The sequence below is a fragment of the Streptomyces luteolifulvus genome (assembly GCF_008806595.1).
Taxonomy (GTDB): Bacteria; Actinomycetota; Actinomycetes; order Streptomycetales; family Streptomycetaceae; genus Streptomyces; species Streptomyces luteolifulvus.
The window spans coordinates 130,268-152,450 of record NZ_VZRB01000021.1 but is presented as its reverse complement, the minus strand read 5'-3'; the positions used below and the strand labels follow the sequence as shown (position 1 = coordinate 152,450).

The following is a 22,183-nucleotide window of genomic DNA, read 5'->3' as shown; positions in this document are numbered from 1 at the left end:
AATGCGCGTGCTATATGGTCAAGGGCGGCGTCGGGCATGCTGGATGGCCGGGGATTGTTATGCACTCCGGGGATCCGACCGGCGTTGTCAGTGGCTCCCCCTAGTCTGAGAAGGTACGGGGGCCCCGCCCCTGTCACTTCTCTCGAGAAAGGTGCGGACCGGCGTGGCCGACCGTCTCATCGTCCGTGGCGCGCGCGAGCACAACCTGAAGAACGTCTCGCTCGATCTGCCACGCGACTCGCTCATCGTCTTCACGGGCCTGTCCGGGTCGGGCAAGTCCTCCCTGGCGTTCGACACGATCTTCGCCGAGGGCCAGCGGCGCTACGTGGAGTCGCTCTCCTCGTACGCCCGCCAGTTCCTCGGGCAGATGGACAAGCCGGACGTCGACTTCATCGAAGGCCTCTCGCCGGCGGTCTCCATCGATCAGAAGTCGACCTCGCGCAACCCGCGCTCGACGGTCGGCACCATCACCGAGGTCTACGACTATCTGCGACTGCTGTTCGCGCGCATCGGCAAGCCGCACTGTCCCGAGTGCGGTCGCCCGATCTCGCGCCAGTCGCCGCAGGCCATCGTCGACAAGGTCCTTGAGCTGCCGGAGGGGAGCCGCTTCCAGGTCCTGTCACCGCTGGTGCGGGAGCGCAAGGGCGAGTTCGTCGACCTGTTCGGCGACCTCCAGACCAAGGGTTACTCCCGCGCGCGTGTGGACGGCGAGACCATCCAGCTCTCCAACCCGCCCACGCTGAAGAAGCAGGAGAAGCACACCATCGAGGTGGTCGTCGACCGCCTCACGGTGAAGGACTCCGCCAAGCGCCGCCTCACCGACTCCGTCGAGACCGCCCTCGGACTGTCCGGCGGCATGGTCGTCCTCGACTTCGTCGACCTCCCCGAGGGCGACCCCGAGCGCGAACGCATGTACTCGGAGCATCTGTACTGCACGTACGACGACCTCTCCTTCGAGGAACTGGAGCCCCGCTCCTTCTCCTTCAACTCGCCCTTCGGCGCCTGCCCCGAGTGCACGGGCATCGGCACGCGCATGGAGGTCGACCCGGAGCTGATCGTCCCGGACGAGGACAAGTCCCTCGACGAGGGCGCCATCCACCCCTGGTCGCACGGCCACACCAAGGACTACTTCGGCCGCCTCATCGGCGCCCTCGCCGATGCGCTCGGGTTCCGGACGGACATCCCCTTCGCGGGCCTGCCCCAGCGCGCCAGGAAGGCACTGCTCCAGGGCCACAAGACCCAGATCGAGGTCCGCTACCGCAACCGGTACGGGCGCGAGCGCGTCTACACCACGCCCTTCGAAGGCGCCGTTCCCTTCGTCAAGCGCCGGCACAGCGAGGCCGAGAGCGACGCCAGCCGTGAGCGCTTCGAGGGCTATATGCGCGAGGTGCCCTGCCCCACGTGTGAGGGCACGCGTCTGAAGCCGATAGTCCTAGCGGTCACGATCATGGAGAAGTCGATCGCCGAGGTCTCCGCGATGTCGATCAGCGACTGCGCGGACTTCCTGGGCGAGCTGAAGCTCAATGCCCGTGACAAGAAGATCGCCGAGCGGGTGCTGAAGGAGGTCAACGAGCGGCTGCGGTTCCTGGTCGACGTCGGCCTGGACTACCTCTCACTGAACCGCGCGGCCGGCACGCTCTCCGGCGGCGAGGCCCAGCGCATCCGCCTGGCCACCCAGATCGGCTCCGGACTCGTCGGCGTGCTGTACGTCCTCGACGAGCCGTCCATCGGCCTGCACCAGCGCGACAACCACCGGCTCATCGAGACCCTGGTGCGGCTGCGCGACATGGGCAACACGCTCATCGTCGTCGAGCACGACGAGGACACCATCAAGACCGCCGACTGGGTCGTCGACATCGGCCCCGGCGCGGGCGAGCACGGCGGCAAGGTCGTGCACAGCGGCTCCCTGAAGGAACTGCTCGCCAATGCCGAGTCGCAGACCGGCCAGTACCTGTCCGGCAAGAAGTCCATCCCGCTGCCGGACATCAGGCGCCCGCACGACCCGTCCCGCCGGCTGACGGTGCACGGTGCCCGCGAGAACAACCTCCAGGACATCGACGTGTCCTTCCCGCTGAGCGTGTTCACCGCGGTCACGGGCGTGTCCGGCTCCGGCAAGTCGACGCTGGTCAACGACATCCTCTACACGCACCTGGCCCGCGAACTGAACGGCGCCCGCAACGTTCCCGGGCGGCACACGCGCGTGGACGGCGACGACCTCGTCGACAAAGTCGTGCATGTCGACCAGTCGCCCATCGGCCGCACCCCGCGGTCCAACCCGGCGACGTACACCGGCGTCTTCGACCACATCCGCAAGCTGTTCGCCGAGACCACCGAGGCGAAGGTCCGCGGCTACCAGCCCGGCCGGTTCTCCTTCAACGTCAAGGGCGGCCGCTGCGAGAACTGCGCGGGCGACGGCACGATCAAGATCGAGATGAACTTCCTCCCGGACGTGTATGTCCCGTGCGAGGTCTGCCACGGCGCCCGCTACAACCGGGAGACCCTGGAGGTCCACTACAAGGGCAAGTCCATCGCCGAGGTCCTCAGCATGCCGATCGAGGAGGCCCTCGACTTCTTCGAGGCCGTGCCCGCGATAGCCCGCCACCTTCGGACCCTGCACGACGTCGGTCTCGGCTACGTCCGTCTCGGCCAGTCCGCGACCACGCTGTCCGGCGGTGAGGCCCAGCGGGTGAAGCTCGCCAGCGAGCTCCAGAAGCGGTCCACCGGTCGCACGGTCTACGTCCTTGACGAGCCGACCACCGGTCTGCACTTCGAGGACATCAGCAAGCTGCTGACGGTCCTGTCCGGCCTGGTCGACAAGGGCAACACGGTCATCGTCATCGAGCACAACCTCGATGTGATCAAGACGGCCGACTGGGTCGTCGACATGGGTCCGGAGGGCGGTGCCGGCGGAGGCCTCGTCGTCGCCGAGGGCACGCCCGAGCAGGTGGCCGGGATTCCGGCCAGCCACACCGGCAAGTTCCTGCGGGAGATCCTCGGCGCGGACCGGATCAGCGACGCCGCGCCGAGCGCTCCGCGCAAGGCCGCGGCAAGGACGGTCGCGGCCAAGTCGACGGCACAGAAGACGACGACGGCCCGGACGGCCAAGGCGGCCAACAACACGACGACGAAGAAGGCGGCGGGCGCCACGAAGAAGACGACGCCCGCGAAGAAGACGACGCGAGCTCGCAAGGCCTGAGCATCAGGCGCGGACCCGCCTCGGCACAGCCGGGCGCCACTTCCGAGGCACGGTGCCCCTGCGGGAACGCCCCGCGGGGGCACTGGGCTTTGCACCATGTGAAGCTTTCCGCGCGGGACAGGCGGCCGGGGCGGTGCCGGGCGCGGCGCCCCGCCGAAGGGCCAGCGGGGGCTGCGCGTCGCAGCATGCGCGGTGCTCCGCGGGGCGGGCCGACTCGCGCGAGGGCCCAGCGGGGCTGTGCGCCGCCGTAAGCGAGGTGTCCCGCGGGGCTGTGCGCCGCAGCAAGTGAGGTGTCCCGCGGGGAAGGTGGCCAAGCGCGTGCAGCTTGCCACCCCCTTTGCACTCCCGGGTGGGGGTGGCTGCGCGCGGCACTGTGCGGGGCGCACCCGCGAAGACCCTGGCCAGGGGGTGTGGCTCGGCGGCCCCGCGGGAGCTCCTTGCTAGGCACCGTGCGTCGCTCCGCGCGAAGCCCTACGCACCACCGTCGGCCACGGGCGCGCGCGGCGCGACGCACGGTACCTCGGGAGACGTCCCACGAGCCATCGCTCGCGCCCAGGCCGGTACCGGCCGGGGCCAGCACCTTGCTGTCGACCACGATGTCCTCGGCGCCCCCGGCACCGCACACCACCCCGCCCATCCCCTTAAGACTCGCCCCTCTTACAAATCCCCCAACTCGGACGCAAACGGCGGCTCCGCTCCCGCCCGGGAGCAGGTGATGGCCGCCGCGCGCGCCGCGAACCGGAGCAGGCGGCGCCAGCCGTCCTCGCCCAGGGCCGGGAGCGCCTGTGGGGACAGGGCGTCCGCCGTGGCCAGTCCGTGGAGGAGCGCCGCGTTCACCGTGTCGCCCGCGCCGATCGTGTCCACGACGTCGACCTTCCCGCCCGGTACCGAGTGTTCGGCACCGTCCCGGGTGAACACCGTCAGGCCGTCACCGCCGCGGGTGATCACGACGGCGGCGGGACCGGCGGCCAGCCACTCCCGCGGAGTGCCCCCCAGCCACTGCGCGTCCTCCTCGGAGAGCTTGAGCAGCGACACCGAAGGCAGCCAGCTCTTGAACCGGGCCCGGTAGGCGTCCGGATCGGGGATCAGCCCGGCCCGGATGTTCGGGTCGAGCGCGGTGAACACGCCCTGCGCAGCCGCGGTCCGCATCAGTTCCTCGTAGGCACTCGCGCCCGGCTCCAGGACCAGCGAGCAGGTGCCGAAGGACACGGCTCGCGCCGCCGCCGGGAGCCTGTCGGGGGCCGTGAACAGACGGTCGGCCGTGCCCTCGACATAGAAGGAGTAGGCGGCCGACCCGTGCGCGTCGATCGTGGCGACCGCGAGAGTCGTAGGCTCCGGGCCGCGCTGCACACCCGACACGTCCACGCCCGCCGACCGCAGCCCGTCGAGCAGCGCCTCGCCGAAGGCGTCGTAGGACGTACGGGAGCAGAAGGCCGTGGGGGAGCCGAGGCGGCCGAGGGCCACGGCCGTGTTGTACGGGCCGCCGCCGAGCGCAGGCTTCAGGCCCGCGAGGGCACCCGCGCCCTGCGGCACCAGATCGATCAGGGCCTCACCGGCGACGATGATCACGAGGCGGTTCCTTTCCTGGGATTCCCGGGTTTCCCGGTGGCGCATCCGCACGACGTGCGATGGACGAAGGTGCAGGGGAGCCGCACGGTCCGGGCGGGCCGGTCCGGCTCGGCGAGCCGTTCCAGGAGCACCCGGACGGCCTCGGCACCGAGCTCCCTGCTGGGCTGGGCGATCGCGGTGAGCCGGGGTGTGAACAGATCCCCCCAGGCGAAGTCGTCGAAGCAGCACAGCGCGATGTCGTCGGGCACGGACAAGCCGTGGTCGCGCAGGGCACGCAGCACCCCGATGGTCATCGCGTTGTTGGCGGTGACCAGCGCGGTGGGCGGCGCGCCGAGGGACAGCAGGGCGGCCGTGGCCCGTTCGGCGCCGGCCGCCTCCGAGTCGCCGTGCACGACGAGGCGTTCGTCGTACGGGAAACCGGCGGCGGCGAGCCCGTGCCGGTAACCGGTGATCCTCTCGCTGGTCGTGCTGAGCCCGGGCAGGCCCGCCACGAGGGCGATCCGGCGGTGGCCGAGTCCGGCGAGATGGGTGACCAGGTGGGCCGTCGGTTCCGCGCTGTCGGAGCAGACCTGGTCGAAGCGTGGTGCGCCGTCCGCGGCGGAGTCGACCACCCGGTCGAGAAGCACGGTGGGTACGTCGTGGCGGCCGAGGTAGGCGAGGAGCTCCCCCGGGTTCGCGGAGGGCGCGACGATCACGCCGTCCACCCGCCGTTCGTGCAGAAGCTGGACGACCTTGCGCTCATGCACCGGATCGTCGTGCGGATCGGCGATGAGCAGGCTGTAGCCCTGTTCCAGGGCGCCGGCCTCCACGCCCTGGAGGATCTCTGTGAAGTACGGGTTGCTGATCGCCGACACCGCGAGCCCGATGGACCGGGTACGGGAGGTCACCAGGGAACGCGCCAGGGTGTTGGGCGTGTAGCCCAGTTCGTCCATGGCGTCCAGCACGGCCTGCCGGGTGTGGGGCAGCACCGGCCGGGTGCCGTTCAGTACGTGCGAGACGGTCGCCACGGACACACCGGCGCTGCGCGCGACGTCGGCCATGGTCGGCATGGAGTTCCCCTTCGCCCTCTTTCTTGCCTTCGGCGGGGACCGTATCCCATTCCACGCCAGACGTAAACGTTTGCGCAAGCGTTTACGTCCCGCGCGGCCCTCTCCGGACACGTGCTCCTCGACTTCAGGCGCGGGTGCCTACTCCCAGTCCCACCCGATCCCCACGATCCCCGACCGCACCCGTGGCTCGACGAGGTGCACCGAGTGGTGCCGCCCGCTGAGCGCCAGCTCCTGGCGGCCGCTGCGCGGCGCCGCCGCCGAATGCTGGGTGAACCGGTGGCAGCGCACCGGCAGCGCCCGCTGGTCGAACCCCACCTGCAGGGCGTACTGTCCGCCCGCCGCCCCGAATCCGCGGACGTACTCGCGCGACACGCCGGCCGTGCCGTCCTCGACGGCATAACGGAAGAGGAACGTGTCGCCGGCCCGCAGCCGTGTGTCGAAGAGCAGCTCGGCGACGAGCACTCCGGTGTCGTGGTGCAGCCGGACGCGGCCCATGCGGCAGTTCTCCAGGGCGTGCACGGCCATACGCTCGGGCGCGCACCCCGGGTCGCCGTGGTGGACGGCCATGAAGCGGTCCACGCCGTCCCGGTGGGCGCGCACGATGTGGTGCGACTCGCGCCCCAGCAGCTCGCGGCGGGCCCCGATCCGTACCCGCTCATGGTGCCCGAGGGCGTGCAGTCCGCTGTCCAGCGGCGAGTCCAGCTCGGCCAGCAGCCGTTCCAGGACACCGGAGGCCGCCACGAGCGAGCGGTAGGTACGGGAGGCCGGCCGCTGTTCCGCCGAGCGTTCGTCGGTCTCGGCGAGCAGCCGGATCAGTGACTCCTCCGGCAGCTGGAGTATCTCCTCCAGGGCGCGTACGGCCCGCAGCGACTCGGGGCGCTGCGGGCGCCGGGCGCCCTGCTGCCAGTAACTCAGGCTGGTCACGCCGACCTTGACCCCGTACCGGGACAGATGGTGCTGCACACGCTGGAGCGGCAGTCCGCGGGCGGCGATGGCGGCGCGCAGCGCGACGTGGAAGGGGCCGCCTCGCAGGGCCGTGTCCAGTTCCGCGGTGGCGACGGTGGCGACGTCCGCGTGCTGTGTGGCGTGCGGCATGCAGGGGCCTCTCTGTGAATGATCACAACGGCTGGTCAGACCGTTCGCAGGGTGTCGGGGCCACCCCGTCGGCGCGGGGCGTCTTCCCATCCGTACGCCGCCGTTCACGGCCCCGAGTTCCCCCGCATTGAAGCGTGTTGACCAAGCCCCGACAACACCTGATGCTCAACATCCGCGCACTCCTGGCCGAGTCCGGACGGTCTCACCGAGCGCGTCCGCGTCCGCACGGACGGTAGGATGGCGGACGCCCTGGGGAGACCGTTCCGGCCGTTGTCCACAGGCCCGCCGCGCTGTCACCCCCCGCCAGTAGGGTGTGAGACATGGCCGACCCCTCCAGCTACCGCCCCAAGCCGGGAGAGATCCCGGACACCCCCGGGGTCTACAGGTTCCGCGACGAGCACCGCCGGGTGATCTACGTCGGAAAGGCGAAGAGCCTGCGCCAGCGTCTGGCGAACTACTTCCAGGACCTGGCCGGCCTGCACCCCCGCACCCGCACCATGGTCACCACGGCCGCGTCCGTGGAGTGGACCGTGGTGTCCACGGAGGTCGAGGCCCTCCAGCTGGAGTACTCCTGGATCAAGGAGTTCGACCCCCGGTTCAACGTCAAGTACCGCGACGACAAGAGCTACCCGTACCTCGCCGTGACGATGAACGAGGAGTTCCCGCGGGTGCAGGTGATGCGCGGCCACAAGCGCAAGGGCGTGCGCTACTTCGGGCCGTACGGGCACGCGTGGGCCATCCGCGACACGGTGGACCTGCTGCTGCGCGTCTTTCCGGTCCGCACCTGCTCGGCCGGCGTCTTCAAGAACGCCGCCCGCACCGGCCGCCCCTGTCTGCTCGGCTACATCGGCAAGTGCTCCGCGCCCTGCGTCGGCCGGGTCTCCGCCGAGGAGCACCGCGAACTCGCCGAGGAGTTCTGCGACTTCACGGCCGGCCGCACGGGCACGTACATCCGCCGCCTGGAGAAGGAGATGACCGAGGCGGCCGAGGCGATGGAGTACGAGCGGGCGGGCCGCCTGCGCGACGACATCGAGGCCCTGAAGAAGGCCATGGAGAAGAACGCGGTCGTGCTCGCCGACGCGACCGACGCCGACCTGATCGCGGTTGCCGAGGACGAGCTGGAAGCGGCCGTGCAGATCTTCCATGTGCGCGGCGGACGCGTGCGCGGTCAGCGCGGCTGGGTGACCGACAAGGTCGAGGAGATCACCACCGGCGCCCTCGTCGAACACGCCCTCCAGCAGCTCTACGGCGAGGAGCGGGGCGACTCGGTCCCCAAGGAGGTCCTCGTCCCGGCCCTGCCCGATCCGGTGGAGCCCGTCCAGGAGTGGCTCGCCGGGCGCCGCGGCGCCGGCGTGTCGCTGCGCGTCCCGCAGCGCGGCGACAAGAAGGCCCTGATGGAGACGGTGCAGCGCAACGCCCTGCAGGCGCTCGCGCTGCACAAGACCAAGCGCGCCTCCGACCTGACCACGCGCTCGCGCGCGCTGGAGGAGATCGCCGAGGCCCTCGACCTGGACAGCGCCCCGCTGAGGATCGAGTGTTACGACATCTCGCACCTCCAGGGCGACGACGTCGTGGCCTCCATGGTCGTCTTCGAGGACGGTCTGCAGCGCAAGAGCGAGTACCGCCGCTTCCAGATCAAGGGCTTCGAGGGCCAGGACGATGTCCGCTCGATGCACGAGGTGATCACCCGCCGCTTCCGGCGCTATCTCGCCGAGAAGGAGAAGACGGGGGAGTGGGCCGACGGCGAGAACACCCACACCGAGGAGGACGGCCGCCCCAAGCGCTTCGCCTACCCGCCCCAGCTCGTCGTCGTCGACGGCGGGCAGCCGCAGGTCGCGGCCGCCAGGAAGGCGCTCGACGAGCTCGGTATCGACGACATCGCGGTGTGCGGCCTCGCCAAGCGCCTGGAGGAGGTCTGGCTGCCGGAGGAGGACGACCCGGTGGTCCTGCCCCGCACCAGCGAGGGCCTCTACCTCCTGCAGCGCGTCCGCGACGAGGCCCACCGCTTCGCGATCACCTACCAGCGCACCAAACGCGCCAAGCGGTTCCGGGCGAGCCCGCTGGACGACGTGCCGGGGCTCGGGGACTCCCGCAAGCAGGCACTCCTGAAACACTTCGGTTCGTTGAAGAAACTGCGATCCGCCACCATCGACGAGATCTGCGAGGTTCCCGGCATAGGCCGCAAGACGGCCGAGACGATCGCGGTGGCCCTCGCCCGGGCGGCGCCGGCCGCACCCGCCGTGAACACGGCGACTGGAGAGATCATGGAGGAGGAACCCGCGACAATGGGTTCCGGTGGGGAGCCCGTGACGACGGGCGCCCGGGACGAGCGACGGGGGCAGGAGACATGAATGCGAACAAGCACGACGAGCAACAGGACCAGACCGGAGACGAAGCACAGGTGAGCACCGGCACGAGCGCCGACTCGGCCGGGGTCCCGGAGACCGCCATCCCCGAGCTGGTGATCATCTCCGGTATGTCGGGGGCCGGCCGCTCCACCGCCGCCAAGTGCCTGGAGGACCTGGGCTGGTTCGTGGTCGACAACCTCCCGCCCGCGCTCATACCCACCATGGTGGAGCTCGGCGCCCGCTCACAGGGCAACGTGGCGCGGATCGCGGTCGTCGTCGACGTGCGCGGCCGCCGCTTCTTCGACAACCTCCGCGAGTCGCTCGCCGACCTCGACACCCGGGGCGTCACCCGGCGGATCGTGTTCCTGGAGTCCTCCGACGAGGCCCTGGTGCGCCGCTTCGAGTCGGTGCGCCGCCCGCACCCGCTGCAGGGCGACGGCCGTATCGTCGACGGCATCGCCGCCGAGCGCGAGCTGCTGCGCGAGCTGCGCGGCGACGCCGACCTGGTGATCGACACCTCCAGCCTCAATGTGCACGAGCTGCGCGCCAAGATGGACGCCCAGTTCGCCGGGGAGGAGGAGCCCGAGCTGCGGGCCACCGTCATGTCCTTCGGCTTCAAGTACGGCCTGCCGGTCGACGCCGACCTGGTCGCGGACATGCGCTTCCTGCCCAACCCGCACTGGGTCCCGGAGCTGCGCCCCTTCACCGGTCTCAACGAGGAGGTGGCCGCGTATGTCTTCAACCAGCCCGGCGCCAAGGAGTTCCTCGACCGGTACGCCGAGTTGCTGAGGCTCATCGCGGCCGGGTACCGGCGTGAGGGCAAGCGGTACGTGACCATCGCCATCGGCTGCACGGGAGGCAAGCACCGCTCGGTCGCCACGTCGGAGAAGCTGGCCGCGCGCCTGGCGGCCGAGGGTGTGGAAACGGTGGTCGTGCACCGGGACATGGGACGCGAATGACGGCACGCTCCCCGCGGCTGAGCAGGCTGCGCAGGACGGTGTCCGAGGGGCGCGCGGGCCGGCCCGCCGAGGTCCGTGGCGCCCGCCCGCGCCGCCGCGGCGCCCAGCCCAAGGTCGTCGCGCTCGGCGGCGGCATGGGCCTGTCCGCCTCGCTCGCCGCGCTGCGCCGGATCACCGGCGATCTCACCGCCGTCGTCACCGTGGCCGACGACGGCGGCTCCAGCGGGCGCCTGCGCGACGAGCTGGGTGTGCTCCCGCCCGGCGATCTGCGCAAGGCACTGGCCGCGCTGTGCGGCGACGACGACTGGGGCCAGACCTGGGCGCGGGTCATCCAGCACCGCTTCCAGTCCAAGGGCGATCTGCACGAGCACGCGGTCGGCAATCTGCTGATCGTCGCCCTGTGGGAGCAGCTCGGGGACCACGTCCAGGCCCTCGACCTGGTCGGCAAGCTCCTCGGCGCGCACGGGCGTGTGCTGCCCATGTCCGCCGTGCCCCTGGAGCTCCAGGCCCTGGTCAAGGGGCATGACCCGGACCGGCCCGACGAGGTCGGCACCGTACGAGGACAGGCGACCGTCGCCCTCACGCCCGGCGAGGTGCAGTCCGTGCACCTCGTGCCCCACGACCCGCCCGCCGTCCCCGAGGCGGTCGAGGCCGTCCTCGACGCCGACTGGGTGGTCCTGGGTCCCGGGTCCTGGTTCTCCTCGGTCATCCCGCATCTGCTGGTGCCCGAGCTCCTGGACGCGCTCACCAAGACCAAGGCGCGCCGGGTGCTCTCCCTGAACCTCGCCCCGCAGCCGGGAGAAACCGAAGGCTTCTCCCCGCAGCGTCATGTGGAGGTTTTGGCACGACACGCCCCTAAACTCGCCCTGGACGTGGTGCTGGCCGACGAGGCCGCCGTGCCCGACCGCGATGTGCTCACCGAGGCCGCCAAGCGGTTCGGCGCCGCGGTCGAGCTGGCCCCGGTGGCCCGGAGGGACGGGAGCCCCAGGCACGACCCGGAGCTCCTCGCGGCCGCGTACGACCGTATTTTTCGGATGCATGGAAGGATCGGCCCATGGCGATGACGGCAGCGGTGAAGGACGAGATCTCCCGGCTCCCCGTCACCCGGACCTGCTGCAGAAAGGCGGAGGTCTCCGCCATTCTGCGGTTCGCCGGCGGCCTCCATCTGGTGAGCGGGCGCATCGTGATCGAGGCGGAGCTGGACACCGCGATGGCGGCCCGCCGCCTCAAGCGGGACATCCTGGAGATTTTCGGCCACAGCTCCGAGCTGATCGTGATGGCGCCGGGCGGACTGCGCCGCGGCTCGCGCTATGTCGTGCGCGTCGTCGCCGGCGGTGACCAGTTGGCCCGTCAGACCGGCCTGGTGGACGGCAGGGGCCGCCCGATCCGCGGCCTGCCCCCGCAGGTGGTCTCGGGAGCCACCTGTGACGCGGAGGCTGCCTGGCGCGGGGCCTTCCTCGCGCACGGCTCGCTCACCGAACCCGGCCGCTCCTCCTCCCTGGAGGTGACCTGCCCGGGCCCCGAGGCCGCGCTCGCGCTGGTCGGCGCCGCCCGCCGGCTGTCGATCGGGGCCAAGGCCCGTGAAGTCCGTGGCGTGGACCGGGTGGTCGTGCGCGACGGCGACGCGATCGGCGCGCTGCTCACCCGACTCGGCGCCCATGAGTCGGTGCTGGCCTGGGAGGAGCGCCGGATGCGCCGCGAGGTGCGGGCCACGGCGAACCGGCTCGCCAACTTCGACGACGCCAATCTGCGCCGCTCCGCCCGCGCGGCCGTCGCCGCCGGCGCCCGGGTCCAGCGCGCCCTGGAGATTCTCGGCGACGAGGTCCCCGAACACCTTGCGGCCGCGGGCCGGCTGCGCATGGAGCACAAGCAGGCCTCCCTGGAGGAGTTGGGTGCGCTCGCCGACCCGCCGCTGACCAAGGACGCGGTGGCCGGCCGTATCCGCCGGCTGCTCGCGATGGCCGACAAGCGTGCCTCCGATCTGGGCATCCCGGGCACGGAGTCCAGCCTCACCGACGAGATGGCCGACAACCTCGTGGGGTGATCCCCGAGCGTCCGACTCGTCCGTGCCGGCGTCCATTTGGGCGTCGGCACTGGCGTGTTGCCTGTCCTTGAGGCGCCCTTGACTCGATCATGGACTGTCATGAGCCTGGCATCTATTCGCTGCTGTGGCGGACCACTGCTAGGGGGGTTCATGAGACATAGAGCGAGATCGATCCTCGCTGTCGGCGCGCTCCTGATCGGCGGAGCGAGCATCGCACCCATCGCCCAAGCGCAACCGGGAAGTTCACCGGACTCCGACGCGGACGAGGTCAAGGTCTTCCGCGCCGACGTGACCAAGAAGCAGGTACCCCTGCTGCTGGCCGCCGGACAGGACGGCCACGAACTCGGCGAGCAGGTCCCCGAGAAGGGCAAGGCCACCGTCGAGGTCTATCTCACCGACAAGCAGGCCGAGAAGCTGGAGAAGCAGGGCGTCGACCTCGACGAGCACACCATCTTCGCCAGGGCCGAGAACCGCGTGAAGAAGGCGGCCGAGGGCGTGTTCCGTCCGTACGGAGGAAGCGGCGGTCTCAAGGAGGAGATCCTCGCGACCGGGCAGGCCAACCCGGGCCTCACCAAGGTCGTCTCCATCGGAAAGACCGTCAACGGCCAGGACATCCTTGCGCTCAAGCTGACGAAGAACGCGAAGAAGTCGAAGGACGGCTCCAAGCCGTCCGTCCTCTACATGTCCAACCAGCACGCGCGCGAGTGGATCACCCCGGAGATGACCCGGCGGCTGATGCACTACTACCTGGACAACTACACGTCGGACAAACGCGTCAAGAAGCTCGTCGACACCAACGAGCTGTGGTTCCTCCTGTCGGCCAACCCCGACGGCTACGACTACACCTTCCAGAGCCGCGACTCCCGTCTGTGGCGCAAGAACCTGCGCGACGTCAACGGCGACGGCGCCATCTCCACCGGCGACGGCGTCGACCTCAACCGCAACTTCACCTACAAGTGGGGCTATGACGACGAGGGTTCGTCCCCCAACCCCACCAGCCAGACCTACCGCGGCGCGTCCCCCGGCTCCGAGCCCGAGACCAAGGCGCTCGACCGCTTCGAGCGGCGGATCGGCTTCACGTACGGCATCAACTACCACTCCGCCGCCGAACTCCTCCTCTACGGCGTCGGCTGGCAGGTCGCCACCCCGACCCCGGACGACGTCCTCTACAAGGCCCTCGCCGGTACGCCGGACAACTCCGCGGTCCCGGGCTACCACCCGCAGGTCTCCTCGGAGCTGTACACCACCAACGGCGAGGCGGACGGCCACGCGGCCAACGTCAACGGCCTGGCGATGTTCACCCCCGAGATGTCGACGTGTCAGACCGCGTCGGACATCGACCCGAACGACGCCTGGAAGGCGGCGGACTGCCAGTCGGTCTTCAACTTCCCGGACGACGAGAAGCTGATCCAGGACGAGTTCGCGAAGAACGTCCCCTTCGCGCTCTCGGTCGCCGAGACGGCAGCCCACCCGGACAAGCCCTCGTCCTCGGTCGGCCTGAGCGCCGCCGACTTCACCCCGGCGACGTTCTCCTCGTCGTTCTCGCGCGGCGCGGACCAGCAGGTCTCCGTCGTCGTACGGAAGTCGGTGCGCGGCAAGGAACTCAGGTACCGCGTCAATGACGGCCGAACGCACCACCGGGCGCTCAGGGCCTGGCGGGGCGGCGAGACGTTCGGCGGGGACGACAACCTCTACTTCGACGAGTACCGGGCCAAGGTCCGCGACGGCGACCCGGGTGACCAGGTCGAGGTCTGGTTCACCGGCCGTACGAAGAGCGGCAAGGCCGTCTCCAGCGAGCACTTCACGTACACCGTGGCCGAACGGCCGCGCGCGGACACCCTCGTGGTCGCCGAGGAGGGCGCTGCCGCCACGCAGGCGCAGACCTACGTCGACGCGCTGAGGGCCAACGGCCGCAAGGCCATCGTCTGGGACGTGGCGACGCAGGGCGCGCCCGACGCGCTCGGTGTGCTGAGCCACTTCGGCACCGTCGTCCACTACACGGGCGCGAGCGTCCCGGGCATCGCCACCCAGCTCCAGCTGCGGGCCTTCCTCAACGAGGGCGGCCAGCTGATCGAGGCGGGCGAGCTGGCCGGCGGCAGTGTCGACCTCGGCGACGGCACCCCGTCGAACGACTTCAGCCAGTACTACCTGGGCGCCTACTCGCGTACGTCGACTCCCGGGGCCACCGGCTTCACCGGCTCCGGCAGGCTCGGCGGCGTCACGGGCGCGCTCGGCGCCGCGGCCGGCAACCCGCTCGACCGGGCGGGCACCTACGGCGTGACGTCCGATGAACTGCCGGTCGCCAGTTATCCGCAGTTCGCGAGCGCGGGCGCGGGACAGTTCGCCGGGACCGTCAACCCGTACGGGCCGTACGCGGGCTCGTACATGGCGGCCGCCGTCCACACCGACGACGCCTACAAGCGGCTCAGCCGCACCGTCGACCTCACCGGTGTGAGCGCGGCCGACAAGCCCACGCTGCGCACCCAGCTGCTGTGGGACACCGAACCCGGCTACGACCACGTGATCGTCGAGGCCCACACCACCGGGGCCGACGACTGGACGACCCTTCCCGAAGCGGGCGGCGCCACCGGCACCGCCGTGCCGACGGAGTGCGAGGCAGGGTTCTACGCCGGCGAGCACCCCTGGCTGAAGCACTACCTCACGGTCGCGACCGGCGGCTGCACCGCGACCGGCACCTCCGGCCGGTGGAACAGCCTCACCGGTGCCTCCAGCGGCTGGCAGCAGGCGAACTTCGACCTCACCGCGTACGCGGGCAGGTCGGTCGAGGTCTCGATCAGCTACGTCACCGACCCGGGCTCCGGCGGCCACGGCGTCCTCGCCGACGACGCCTCGCTCGTCGTGGGCGGCACGGCCACCGGGACCGAGGGCTTCGAGACGTCCCTGGGAGTCTGGCAGGTCGCCGGACCGCCCCCCGGCAGCCCGGCCGTCCTCAAGGACTGGGCGCGCACGGGGACGCTGTTCCAGACGTACGGAGCGGTCACCACCGAGGACACCGTGCTGCTCGGTTTTGGCCTTGAACACGTCACCGCGGCGGCCGACCGCACGGCACTGCTCGGCAAGGCCCTCGCGGCCCTGGAAGGGTGACTCGCCTGGTCAAAAGGTATTGACAATCCATAGTCACATCGGGTGATCCGGCCTTACGGCCCGGGTGGTCCGTACCCCTACTGGCGGGTACGGGCCGCCCTGCCGTGTATGAGGCATCTGAATGTCACTTCGGCGCCCTGAGGGAGGTAGGGTCGTAGGCGGTCGGGGACATCCCATACAGCTCGCCGGTCTCGAAACCGGCGTACCAACGAGGAGATCGGTTCGTGACGATCCGCGTAGGCATCAACGGCTTTGGCCGCATCGGTCGTAACTACTTCCGCGCGCTGCTGGAGCAGGGTGCAGACATCGAGATCGTGGCTGTCAACGACCTGGGTGACACCGCGACCACCGCTCACCTGCTCAAGTACGACACCATCCTGGGCCGTCTGAAGCAGGAGGTCTCGCACACCGCCGACACGATCACCGTCGACGGCAAGACCATCAAGGTCCTGTCCGAGCGCAACCCCGCCGACATTCCGTGGGGCGAGCTCGGCGTCGACATCGTCATCGAGTCGACGGGCATCTTCACGAAGAAGGCCGACGCCGCGAAGCACCTCGCCGGCGGCGCCAAGAAGGTCCTCATCTCGGCTCCGGCCTCCGACGAGGACATCACCGTCGTGATGGGCGTCAACCAGGACAAGTACGACCCGGCGAACCACCACGTCATCTCCAACGCCTCCTGCACCACCAACTGTGTGGCGCCGATGGCCAAGGTCCTCGACGAGAACTTCGGCATCGTCAAGGGTCTGATGACGACGGTGCACGCGTACACGAACGACCAGCGCATCCTGGACTTCCCGCACAAGGACCTGCGCCGCGCCCGTGCCGCCGCCGAGAACATCATCCCGACCACCACCGGTGCCGCCAAGGCCACCGCCCTGGTCCTGCCGCAGCTCAAGGGCAAGCTGGACGGCATCGCCATGCGCGTCCCGGTCCCGACCGGCTCGGTCACCGACCTCGTCCTGGAGCTCGGCCGCGAGGTCACCAAGGAAGAGATCAACGCCGCCTTCCAGAAGGCCGCCGAGGGCGAGCTGAAGGGCATCCTCGAGTACACCGAGGACCCGATCGTCTCCTCTGACATCGTCAACGCGCCGGCGTCCTGCACCTTCGACTCCTCCCTGACCATGGTCCAGGAGGGCAAGAACGTGAAGGTCATCGGCTGGTACGACAACGAGTGGGGCTACTCCAACCGCCTCGTCGACCTGACGGTCTTCGTCGGCAACCAGCTCTGATCGTCAGAGCAGGCACCTCGATGTGAGAACAGGGCCCGGGCAGCGCGCGGACGCGCCGCCCGGGCCCTGACTCACGTGAAGATCGGCCCTCTTACGATCATCAGCAACACGAGCCCTCTTCAGGAGTCCCCTCAATGAAGACGATCGACCAACTTCTCTCGGAAGGCGTGGAAGGCAAGCGGGTCTTCGTCCGCGCCGACCTGAACGTGCCGCTCGACAGCGGCACCATCACCGACGACGGGCGCATCCGCGCCGTGCTGCCCACCGTCAAGGCCCTGGTGGCGGCGGGCGCCCGCGTGGTCGTCGCCTCGCACCTCGGCCGCCCCAAGGGCGCTCCCGACGCGGCCTTCTCGCTCGCCCCCGTCGCCTCGCGCCTCGGTGAACTTCTCGGCAGCGGCGTGGTGTTCGCGACCGACACGGTCGGCGAGTCCGCCCGGGCCGCCGTCGCCGGCCTCATCGACGGCCAGGTCGCCGTCGTCGAGAACCTGCGCTTCAACCCCGGCGAGACGTCCAAGGACGACGCCGAGCGCGGCGCCTTCGCCGACCGGCTCGCCGAGCTGGCCGACCTGTACGTGGGCGACGGCTTCGGCGCCGTGCACCGCAAGCACGCCTCGGTCTTCGACCTCCCGGCCCGGCTGCCGCACGCGGCCGGCTACCTCATCGCCACCGAGGTCGCGGTGCTGAAGAAGCTCACCGAGGACGTCAGGCGCCCCTATGTCGTCGCCCTCGGCGGCGCCAAGGTCTCCGACAAGCTCGCCGTCATCGACGAGCTGCTCGGCAAGGCGGACCGTCTGCTCATCGGCGGGGGCATGGCGTACACCTTCCTCAAGGCGCAGGGCCACGAGGTCGGCATCTCCCTCCTCCAGGAGGACCAGATCCCGGCCGTCACCGAGTACATCGCGCGCGCGGAGAAGAGCGGCGTGGAGCTGGTCCTCCCCGTCGACGTGCTGGTCGCGCCCGAGTTCCCGGACCTCAGGACCAAGGCCCCCGCCAACCCCACCACCGTCGCCGCGGACGCCATCCCCGCCGACCAGGAGGGTCTGGACATCGGTCCCGAGACCCGCAAGCTGTACGCCTCGAAGCTCGCCGATGCGGCCACCGTGTTCTGGAACGGTCCCATGGGCGTCTTCGAGCACCCCGACTACGCCGAGGGCACCAAGGCGGTAGCCCAGGCCCTCGTCGACACCCACGGCTTCACGGTCGTCGGCGGTGGCGACTCCGCCGCGGCCGTCCGCACCCTGGGCTTCGACGAGTCGGCATTCGGCCACATCTCGACCGGCGGCGGCGCCTCCCTCGAATACCTCGAGGGCAAGACGCTCCCCGGCCTTGCCGCACTGGAGGACTGACCCCGTGACCACGCGTACGCCGCTGATGGCGGGCAACTGGAAGATGAACCTCAACCACCTCGAGGCCATCGCCCACGTCCAGAAGCTCGCCTTCGCCCTGGCCGACAAGGACTACGAGGCCGTCGAGGTCGCCGTCCTGCCGCCCTTCACCGACCTGCGCTCCGTGCAGACCCTGGTGGACGGCGACAAGCTCAAGATCAAGTACGGCGCCCAGGACCTCTCGGCGCACGACTCCGGTGCCTACACCGGCGAGATCTCCGGCTCGATGCTGGCCAAGCTCAAGTGCACCTATGTGGCCATCGGCCACTCCGAGCGCCGCCAGTACCACAACGAGACCGACGAGCTCGTGAACGCCAAGGTCAAGGCCGCCTACAAGCACGGCCTGACCCCGATCATGTGCGTCGGCGAGGAGCTGGAGGTCCGTGAGGCGGGCAATGCCGTCCCGCACACGCTCGCCCAGGTCGAGGGCGGTCTGAAGGACCTCCCGGCCGAGCAGGCCGAGTCCATCGTGATCGCCTACGAGCCCGTGTGGGCCATCGGCACCGGCAAGGTCTGCGGCGCCGAGGACGCCCAGGAGGTCTGCGCCGCCATCCGCGGCAAGATCGCCGAGCTGTACACGCAGGAGCTGGCCGACAAGGTCCGCATCCAGTACGGCGGCTCCGTCAAGGCCGGCAACGTCGCCGAGATCATGGCGCAGGCGGACATCGACGGCGCCCTGGTCGGCGGTGCCTCGCTGGACGCCGACGAGTTCGTCAAGATCGTGCGCTTCCGCGACCAGTGAACAGCGTCCCGGAGGCGACCCGGCAAGCTGCGAGTATGCGCTAGCCGCGATCCGTCGTACCCTTGCGGGGGCCAGCACGTTCTGCTGGCCCCCGTCGTCCATCCGAATCCGAGGAAGTTGGTCCAGCCGTGGTTTTGGGGTTCTCGATCGCCCTGATCGTCTTCAGCCTGCTGCTGATGCTGCTGGTGCTGATGCACAAGGGGAAGGGCGGCGGCCTCTCCGACATGTTCGGTGGCGGCATGCAGTCCTCCGTCGGCGGCTCCTCGGTCGCCGAGCGCAACCTCGACCGCATCACCGTGGTGGTCGGTCTGATGTGGTTCGCGAGCATTGTCGTACTCGGCATCCTGATGAAGACGAACAACTGATCAGCGGCTGACACGGCGCACCACGCACGCACAGCACACAACCACAATCCGCACGTAAGGCCCCATGTTCGGTACGCGCAGCTGAGCGCGGCCTATCATGGGGCTTGCGTCTTGGTGTGGGAGCTGTAACTCCAACCACTGGACGCGCGTTGGGCCTTACGTAGACTGAGGCGCTCGCAGCGAAGCGAAACGCCGACTCGCTTCGCGGCACCATCACGCAGGGAGTTACACCGTGGCAAGTGGCAACGCGATCCGAGGAAGCCGGGTCGGGGCGGGGCCGATGGGCGAGGCCGAGCGCGGCGAGTCCGCGCCGCGTCTGCGCATCTCCTTCTGGTGCTCCAACGGGCACGAGACGCAGCCCAGCTTCGCCAGCGACGCGCAGGTCCCCGAAACCTGGGACTGCCCGCGCTGCGGCTTCCCGGCCGGTCAGGACCGGGACAACCCGCCGGACCCGCCGCGCACCGAGCCCTACAAGACGCACCTCGCGTATGTGCGGGAGCGGCGCAGCGACGCGGACGGCGAGGCGATCCTCGCCGAGGCGCTCGCCAAACTGCGGGGCGAAATCTAGGAGTTGATGTCCGGCCGGACACCGCGGGGTGTACGGCCGGACCCGGATCCTCGCCTTCTTCATACTGTCCGTCACCGCGCTGACACCTGCGCGCAAGGCGGACGTACCTGTTGTTGCGCGGCACGACGACGCGACGAGGGCTCACGCCCGGAGCTGATCAATTAGGTTGGAGCCGGCAGCGGGGCGCAGCAGAGCAAGGAAGAAGGCTGAAGTCCGAGATGAACGCAGAGGGCCGTACGAGGCTCAACCAGACGCCCGAGTGGACCGCTCTGGCCAAGCACCGCGAGGGGCTCGGCGAGGTGCGGCTGAGGGAGCTGTTCGCCGCCGACCCGGGGCGCGGCCAGGGATACACGCTCCAGGTCGGGGACCTGTACGTCGACTACTCCAAGCACCTCGTCACCGACGAGACGCTGCGGCTGCTGCGCGAGCTGGCCGCCGCGACCGGTGTCTTCGGCCTCCGGGACGCCATGTTCCGCGGCGAGAAGATCAACACCACCGAGAACCGGGCGGTGCTGCACACCGCGCTGCGCGCCCCGCGCGACGCCGTGATCGAGGTGGACGGGCAGAACGTCGTACCGGCCGTGCACGCCGTCCTCGACAAGATGGCCGGCTTCGCCGAGCGCGTCCGCTCCGGCGCCTGGACCGGGCACACCGGCAAGCGCATCAAGAACGTGGTGAACATCGGCATCGGCGGCTCGGACCTCGGTCCGGCGATGGCGTACGAGGTGCTGCGCAGCTACACCGACCGCGGGCTCACCGTCCGTTTCGTGTCGAATGTGGACGGTGCCGACCTGCACGAGGCGGTGCGTGACCTCGACGCGGCCGAGACGCTGTTCATCATCGCCTCCAAGACCTTCACCACCATCGAGACGATCACGAACGCCACCTCGGCGCGCGACTGGCTGCTCACCGAATTGAGCGCCGGTCAGGAGGCCGTCGCCAAGCATTTCGTGGCGCTGTCGACGAACGCCGGGAAGGTCGCCGAGTTCGGCATCGACACAGCGAACATGTTCGAGTTCTGGGACTGGGTCGGCGGCCGCTACTCCTACGACTCCGCGATCGGTCTGTCCCTGATGGTCGCCATCGGCCCGGACCGCTTCCGGGAGATGCTCGACGGGTTCAGGGTCGTCGACGAGCACTTCCGCACCGCGCCGGCCGAGTCCAATGTGCCGCTGCTGCTCGGTCTGTTGGGTGTCTGGTACGGCAACTTCCACGACGCGCAGTCGCATGCGGTGCTGCCCTACAGTCACTATTTGTCCAAGTTCACGGCATATCTCCAGCAGCTGGACATGGAGTCCAACGGCAAGTACGTCGGCCGGGACGGACACGAGGTCGACTGGCAGACCGGGCCGGTCGTGTGGGGCACGCCCGGCACGAACGGGCAGCACGCCTACTACCAGCTCATCCACCAGGGCACGAAGCTGATCCCGGCGGACTTCATCGGCTTCGCCCAGCCGGTCGCGGAGATGGCCGAGGGACTCAAGGCGCAGCACGACCTGCTGATGGCGAACTTCTTCGCCCAGACGCAGGCGCTGGCCTTCGGCAAGACGCCGGACGAGGTGCGTGCGGAGGGTGTGCCGGAGGAGCTGGTGCCCCACAAGACGTTCCAGGGCAACCACCCCACGACCACGATCCTCGCGCGCGAGCTGACGCCGTCGGTCCTCGGGCAGCTCATCGCCCTCTACGAGCACAAGGTGTTCGTGCAGGGCGCGATCTGGAACATCGACTCCTTCGACCAGTGGGGCGTCGAGCTCGGCAAGGTGCTCGCCAAGCGGGTCGAGCCCGCACTGACCGAAGGCGCCGAGGTGCCGGGCCTGGACGCGTCCACGAAGGCCCTGGTGGCCACGTACCGGGAGCTGCGCGGCCGCCAGTGAGCACGGATCCGGAAGCGGGCGGCATGGGCATGGGCCCCCGCTTCCGGATACTCCCGCCTGCGGCGCCGCCTGGCCGTGGGCTGCGGTGGGCCGCCTGCCGGGCGTCGGGTTCCCTCTGCCGGGCCGGAGTGCGCTGCCCGGCGGGAGCTGTTTGGGTGCAGCCTGCCCGGCCGGAATGCGCAGCCCGCCGGCCCCGTCGTGCGCCACCGACCGGGCTGGCGCGCCCCCGGGTCAGGCCACCGCGCTCAGTGTGTGCGCGAGGTGGAGGGCAGGGCGGGCGGCAGGGGGCGGGGCGAGTGCGGTTGCGCCGGGCATCGCGGCGGTGCCGGCGCTGTGTGCCGTCGGCGGGGCCGTCGCGTCCGCCCGCCGGGTCATCACGTCCTGCCCGCCGGGGCGTCCCGCTCGTCAGGCGACCCCGCTAAGTGTGGGGGTGGGGTGGCGGCACAGCGGGCCACCGGAGTGGGCCGCCCGCCGGGCCGTCGCGTCCGCTCGCCGGGCCGTGCCTCGCCCGTGGGACCGCCGCGCTCAGTGTGTCTGCGAGGCGTCTGTGGGCCGCCGGAGGTGGAGCGAGTGCGGTCGCGCGCCGTGCCGCGTGTGCTGCCTGCCAGGCTTTACGGCGCGCCTGCCGGGCGGTCACGTCCCGCCCGCCGGG

15 protein-coding genes are annotated in these 22,183 nt (G+C 70.2%); 12 read left to right on the top strand and 3 right to left on the bottom strand.

Annotated elements, in window-relative coordinates; all coding sequences use genetic code 11:
- The first annotated feature begins 163 nt into the window (after positions 1-163).
- On the top strand, positions 164-3,196 hold the full coding sequence (uvrA, locus tag F7R91_RS27250) for an excinuclease ABC subunit UvrA (RefSeq protein ID WP_150952346.1): 3,033 nt from the start codon (positions 164-166) through the stop codon (positions 3,194-3,196).
- A gap of 657 nt (positions 3,197-3,853) precedes the next feature.
- On the opposite strand, the gene F7R91_RS27245 is transcribed toward uvrA, so the two are convergent.
- The 3 genes from F7R91_RS27245 to F7R91_RS27235 form a co-directional block, all read right to left on the bottom strand.
- A complete protein-coding gene (locus F7R91_RS27245) occupies positions 3,854-4,765 on the bottom strand; it encodes a carbohydrate kinase family protein (protein ID WP_150952343.1) in 912 nt (303 codons plus the stop codon).
- On the bottom strand, positions 4,762-5,814 hold the full coding sequence (locus F7R91_RS27240; RefSeq protein WP_150952340.1) for a LacI family DNA-binding transcriptional regulator: 1,053 nt from the start codon (positions 5,812-5,814) through the stop codon (positions 4,762-4,764). Before F7R91_RS27240 ends, F7R91_RS27245 begins: the two co-directional genes overlap by 4 nt.
- Before the next feature lie 138 nt (positions 5,815-5,952).
- Positions 5,953-6,909, bottom strand: coding sequence for a hypothetical protein (locus tag F7R91_RS27235; RefSeq protein ID WP_150952337.1), 957 nt, complete (start codon positions 6,907-6,909; stop codon positions 5,953-5,955).
- Positions 6,910-7,229: 320 nt separating this feature from the next.
- On the opposite strand from F7R91_RS27235, the gene uvrC reads away from it, so the two are divergent.
- From uvrC to pgi, 11 genes are all read left to right on the top strand, one after another.
- A complete protein-coding gene (gene uvrC / locus F7R91_RS27230; protein ID WP_150952334.1) occupies positions 7,230-9,260 on the top strand; it encodes an excinuclease ABC subunit UvrC in 2,031 nt (676 codons plus the stop codon).
- Positions 9,257-10,216: an RNase adapter RapZ gene (rapZ, locus tag F7R91_RS27225; protein WP_150952331.1), complete on the top strand. Its 960-nt coding sequence runs from the start codon at positions 9,257-9,259 to the stop codon at positions 10,214-10,216. The genes uvrC and rapZ overlap by 4 nt, the downstream gene beginning before the upstream one ends.
- Positions 10,213-11,280, top strand: coding sequence for a gluconeogenesis factor YvcK family protein (locus F7R91_RS27220; RefSeq protein WP_150952328.1), 1,068 nt, complete (start codon positions 10,213-10,215; stop codon positions 11,278-11,280). Before rapZ ends, F7R91_RS27220 begins: the two co-directional genes overlap by 4 nt.
- Positions 11,271-12,260 (top strand): DNA-binding protein WhiA, encoded by a 990-nt coding sequence (gene whiA, locus F7R91_RS27215; protein ID WP_150952325.1) that lies wholly within the window; start codon positions 11,271-11,273, stop codon positions 12,258-12,260. The genes F7R91_RS27220 and whiA overlap by 10 nt, the downstream gene beginning before the upstream one ends.
- A gap of 150 nt (positions 12,261-12,410) precedes the next feature.
- The gene (locus F7R91_RS27210) at positions 12,411-15,365 is read left to right on the top strand and encodes a M14 family metallopeptidase (RefSeq protein ID WP_150952322.1); all 2,955 of its coding nucleotides are present in this window, start codon (positions 12,411-12,413) and stop codon (positions 15,363-15,365) included.
- A gap of 224 nt (positions 15,366-15,589) precedes the next feature.
- The gene (gene gap, locus F7R91_RS27205; protein ID WP_150952319.1) at positions 15,590-16,597 is read left to right on the top strand and encodes a type I glyceraldehyde-3-phosphate dehydrogenase; all 1,008 of its coding nucleotides are present in this window, start codon (positions 15,590-15,592) and stop codon (positions 16,595-16,597) included.
- A 134-nt stretch (positions 16,598-16,731) separates the two neighbouring features.
- The gene (locus tag F7R91_RS27200) at positions 16,732-17,943 is read left to right on the top strand and encodes a phosphoglycerate kinase (protein WP_150952316.1); all 1,212 of its coding nucleotides are present in this window, start codon (positions 16,732-16,734) and stop codon (positions 17,941-17,943) included.
- A 4-nt stretch (positions 17,944-17,947) separates the two neighbouring features.
- Positions 17,948-18,724 (top strand): triose-phosphate isomerase, encoded by a 777-nt coding sequence (gene tpiA / locus F7R91_RS27195; protein ID WP_150952313.1) that lies wholly within the window; start codon positions 17,948-17,950, stop codon positions 18,722-18,724.
- A gap of 128 nt (positions 18,725-18,852) precedes the next feature.
- The gene (gene secG / locus F7R91_RS27190) at positions 18,853-19,089 is read left to right on the top strand and encodes a preprotein translocase subunit SecG (protein WP_150952310.1); all 237 of its coding nucleotides are present in this window, start codon (positions 18,853-18,855) and stop codon (positions 19,087-19,089) included.
- Between the two features lie 280 nt (positions 19,090-19,369).
- On the top strand, positions 19,370-19,657 hold the full coding sequence (locus F7R91_RS27185; protein WP_007448238.1) for an RNA polymerase-binding protein RbpA: 288 nt from the start codon (positions 19,370-19,372) through the stop codon (positions 19,655-19,657).
- A gap of 218 nt (positions 19,658-19,875) precedes the next feature.
- Complete coding sequence (pgi, locus tag F7R91_RS27180) at positions 19,876-21,531, top strand: glucose-6-phosphate isomerase (RefSeq protein ID WP_150952307.1); 1,656 nt, start codon at positions 19,876-19,878, stop codon at positions 21,529-21,531.
- Positions 21,532-22,183 lie beyond the last annotated feature (652 nt).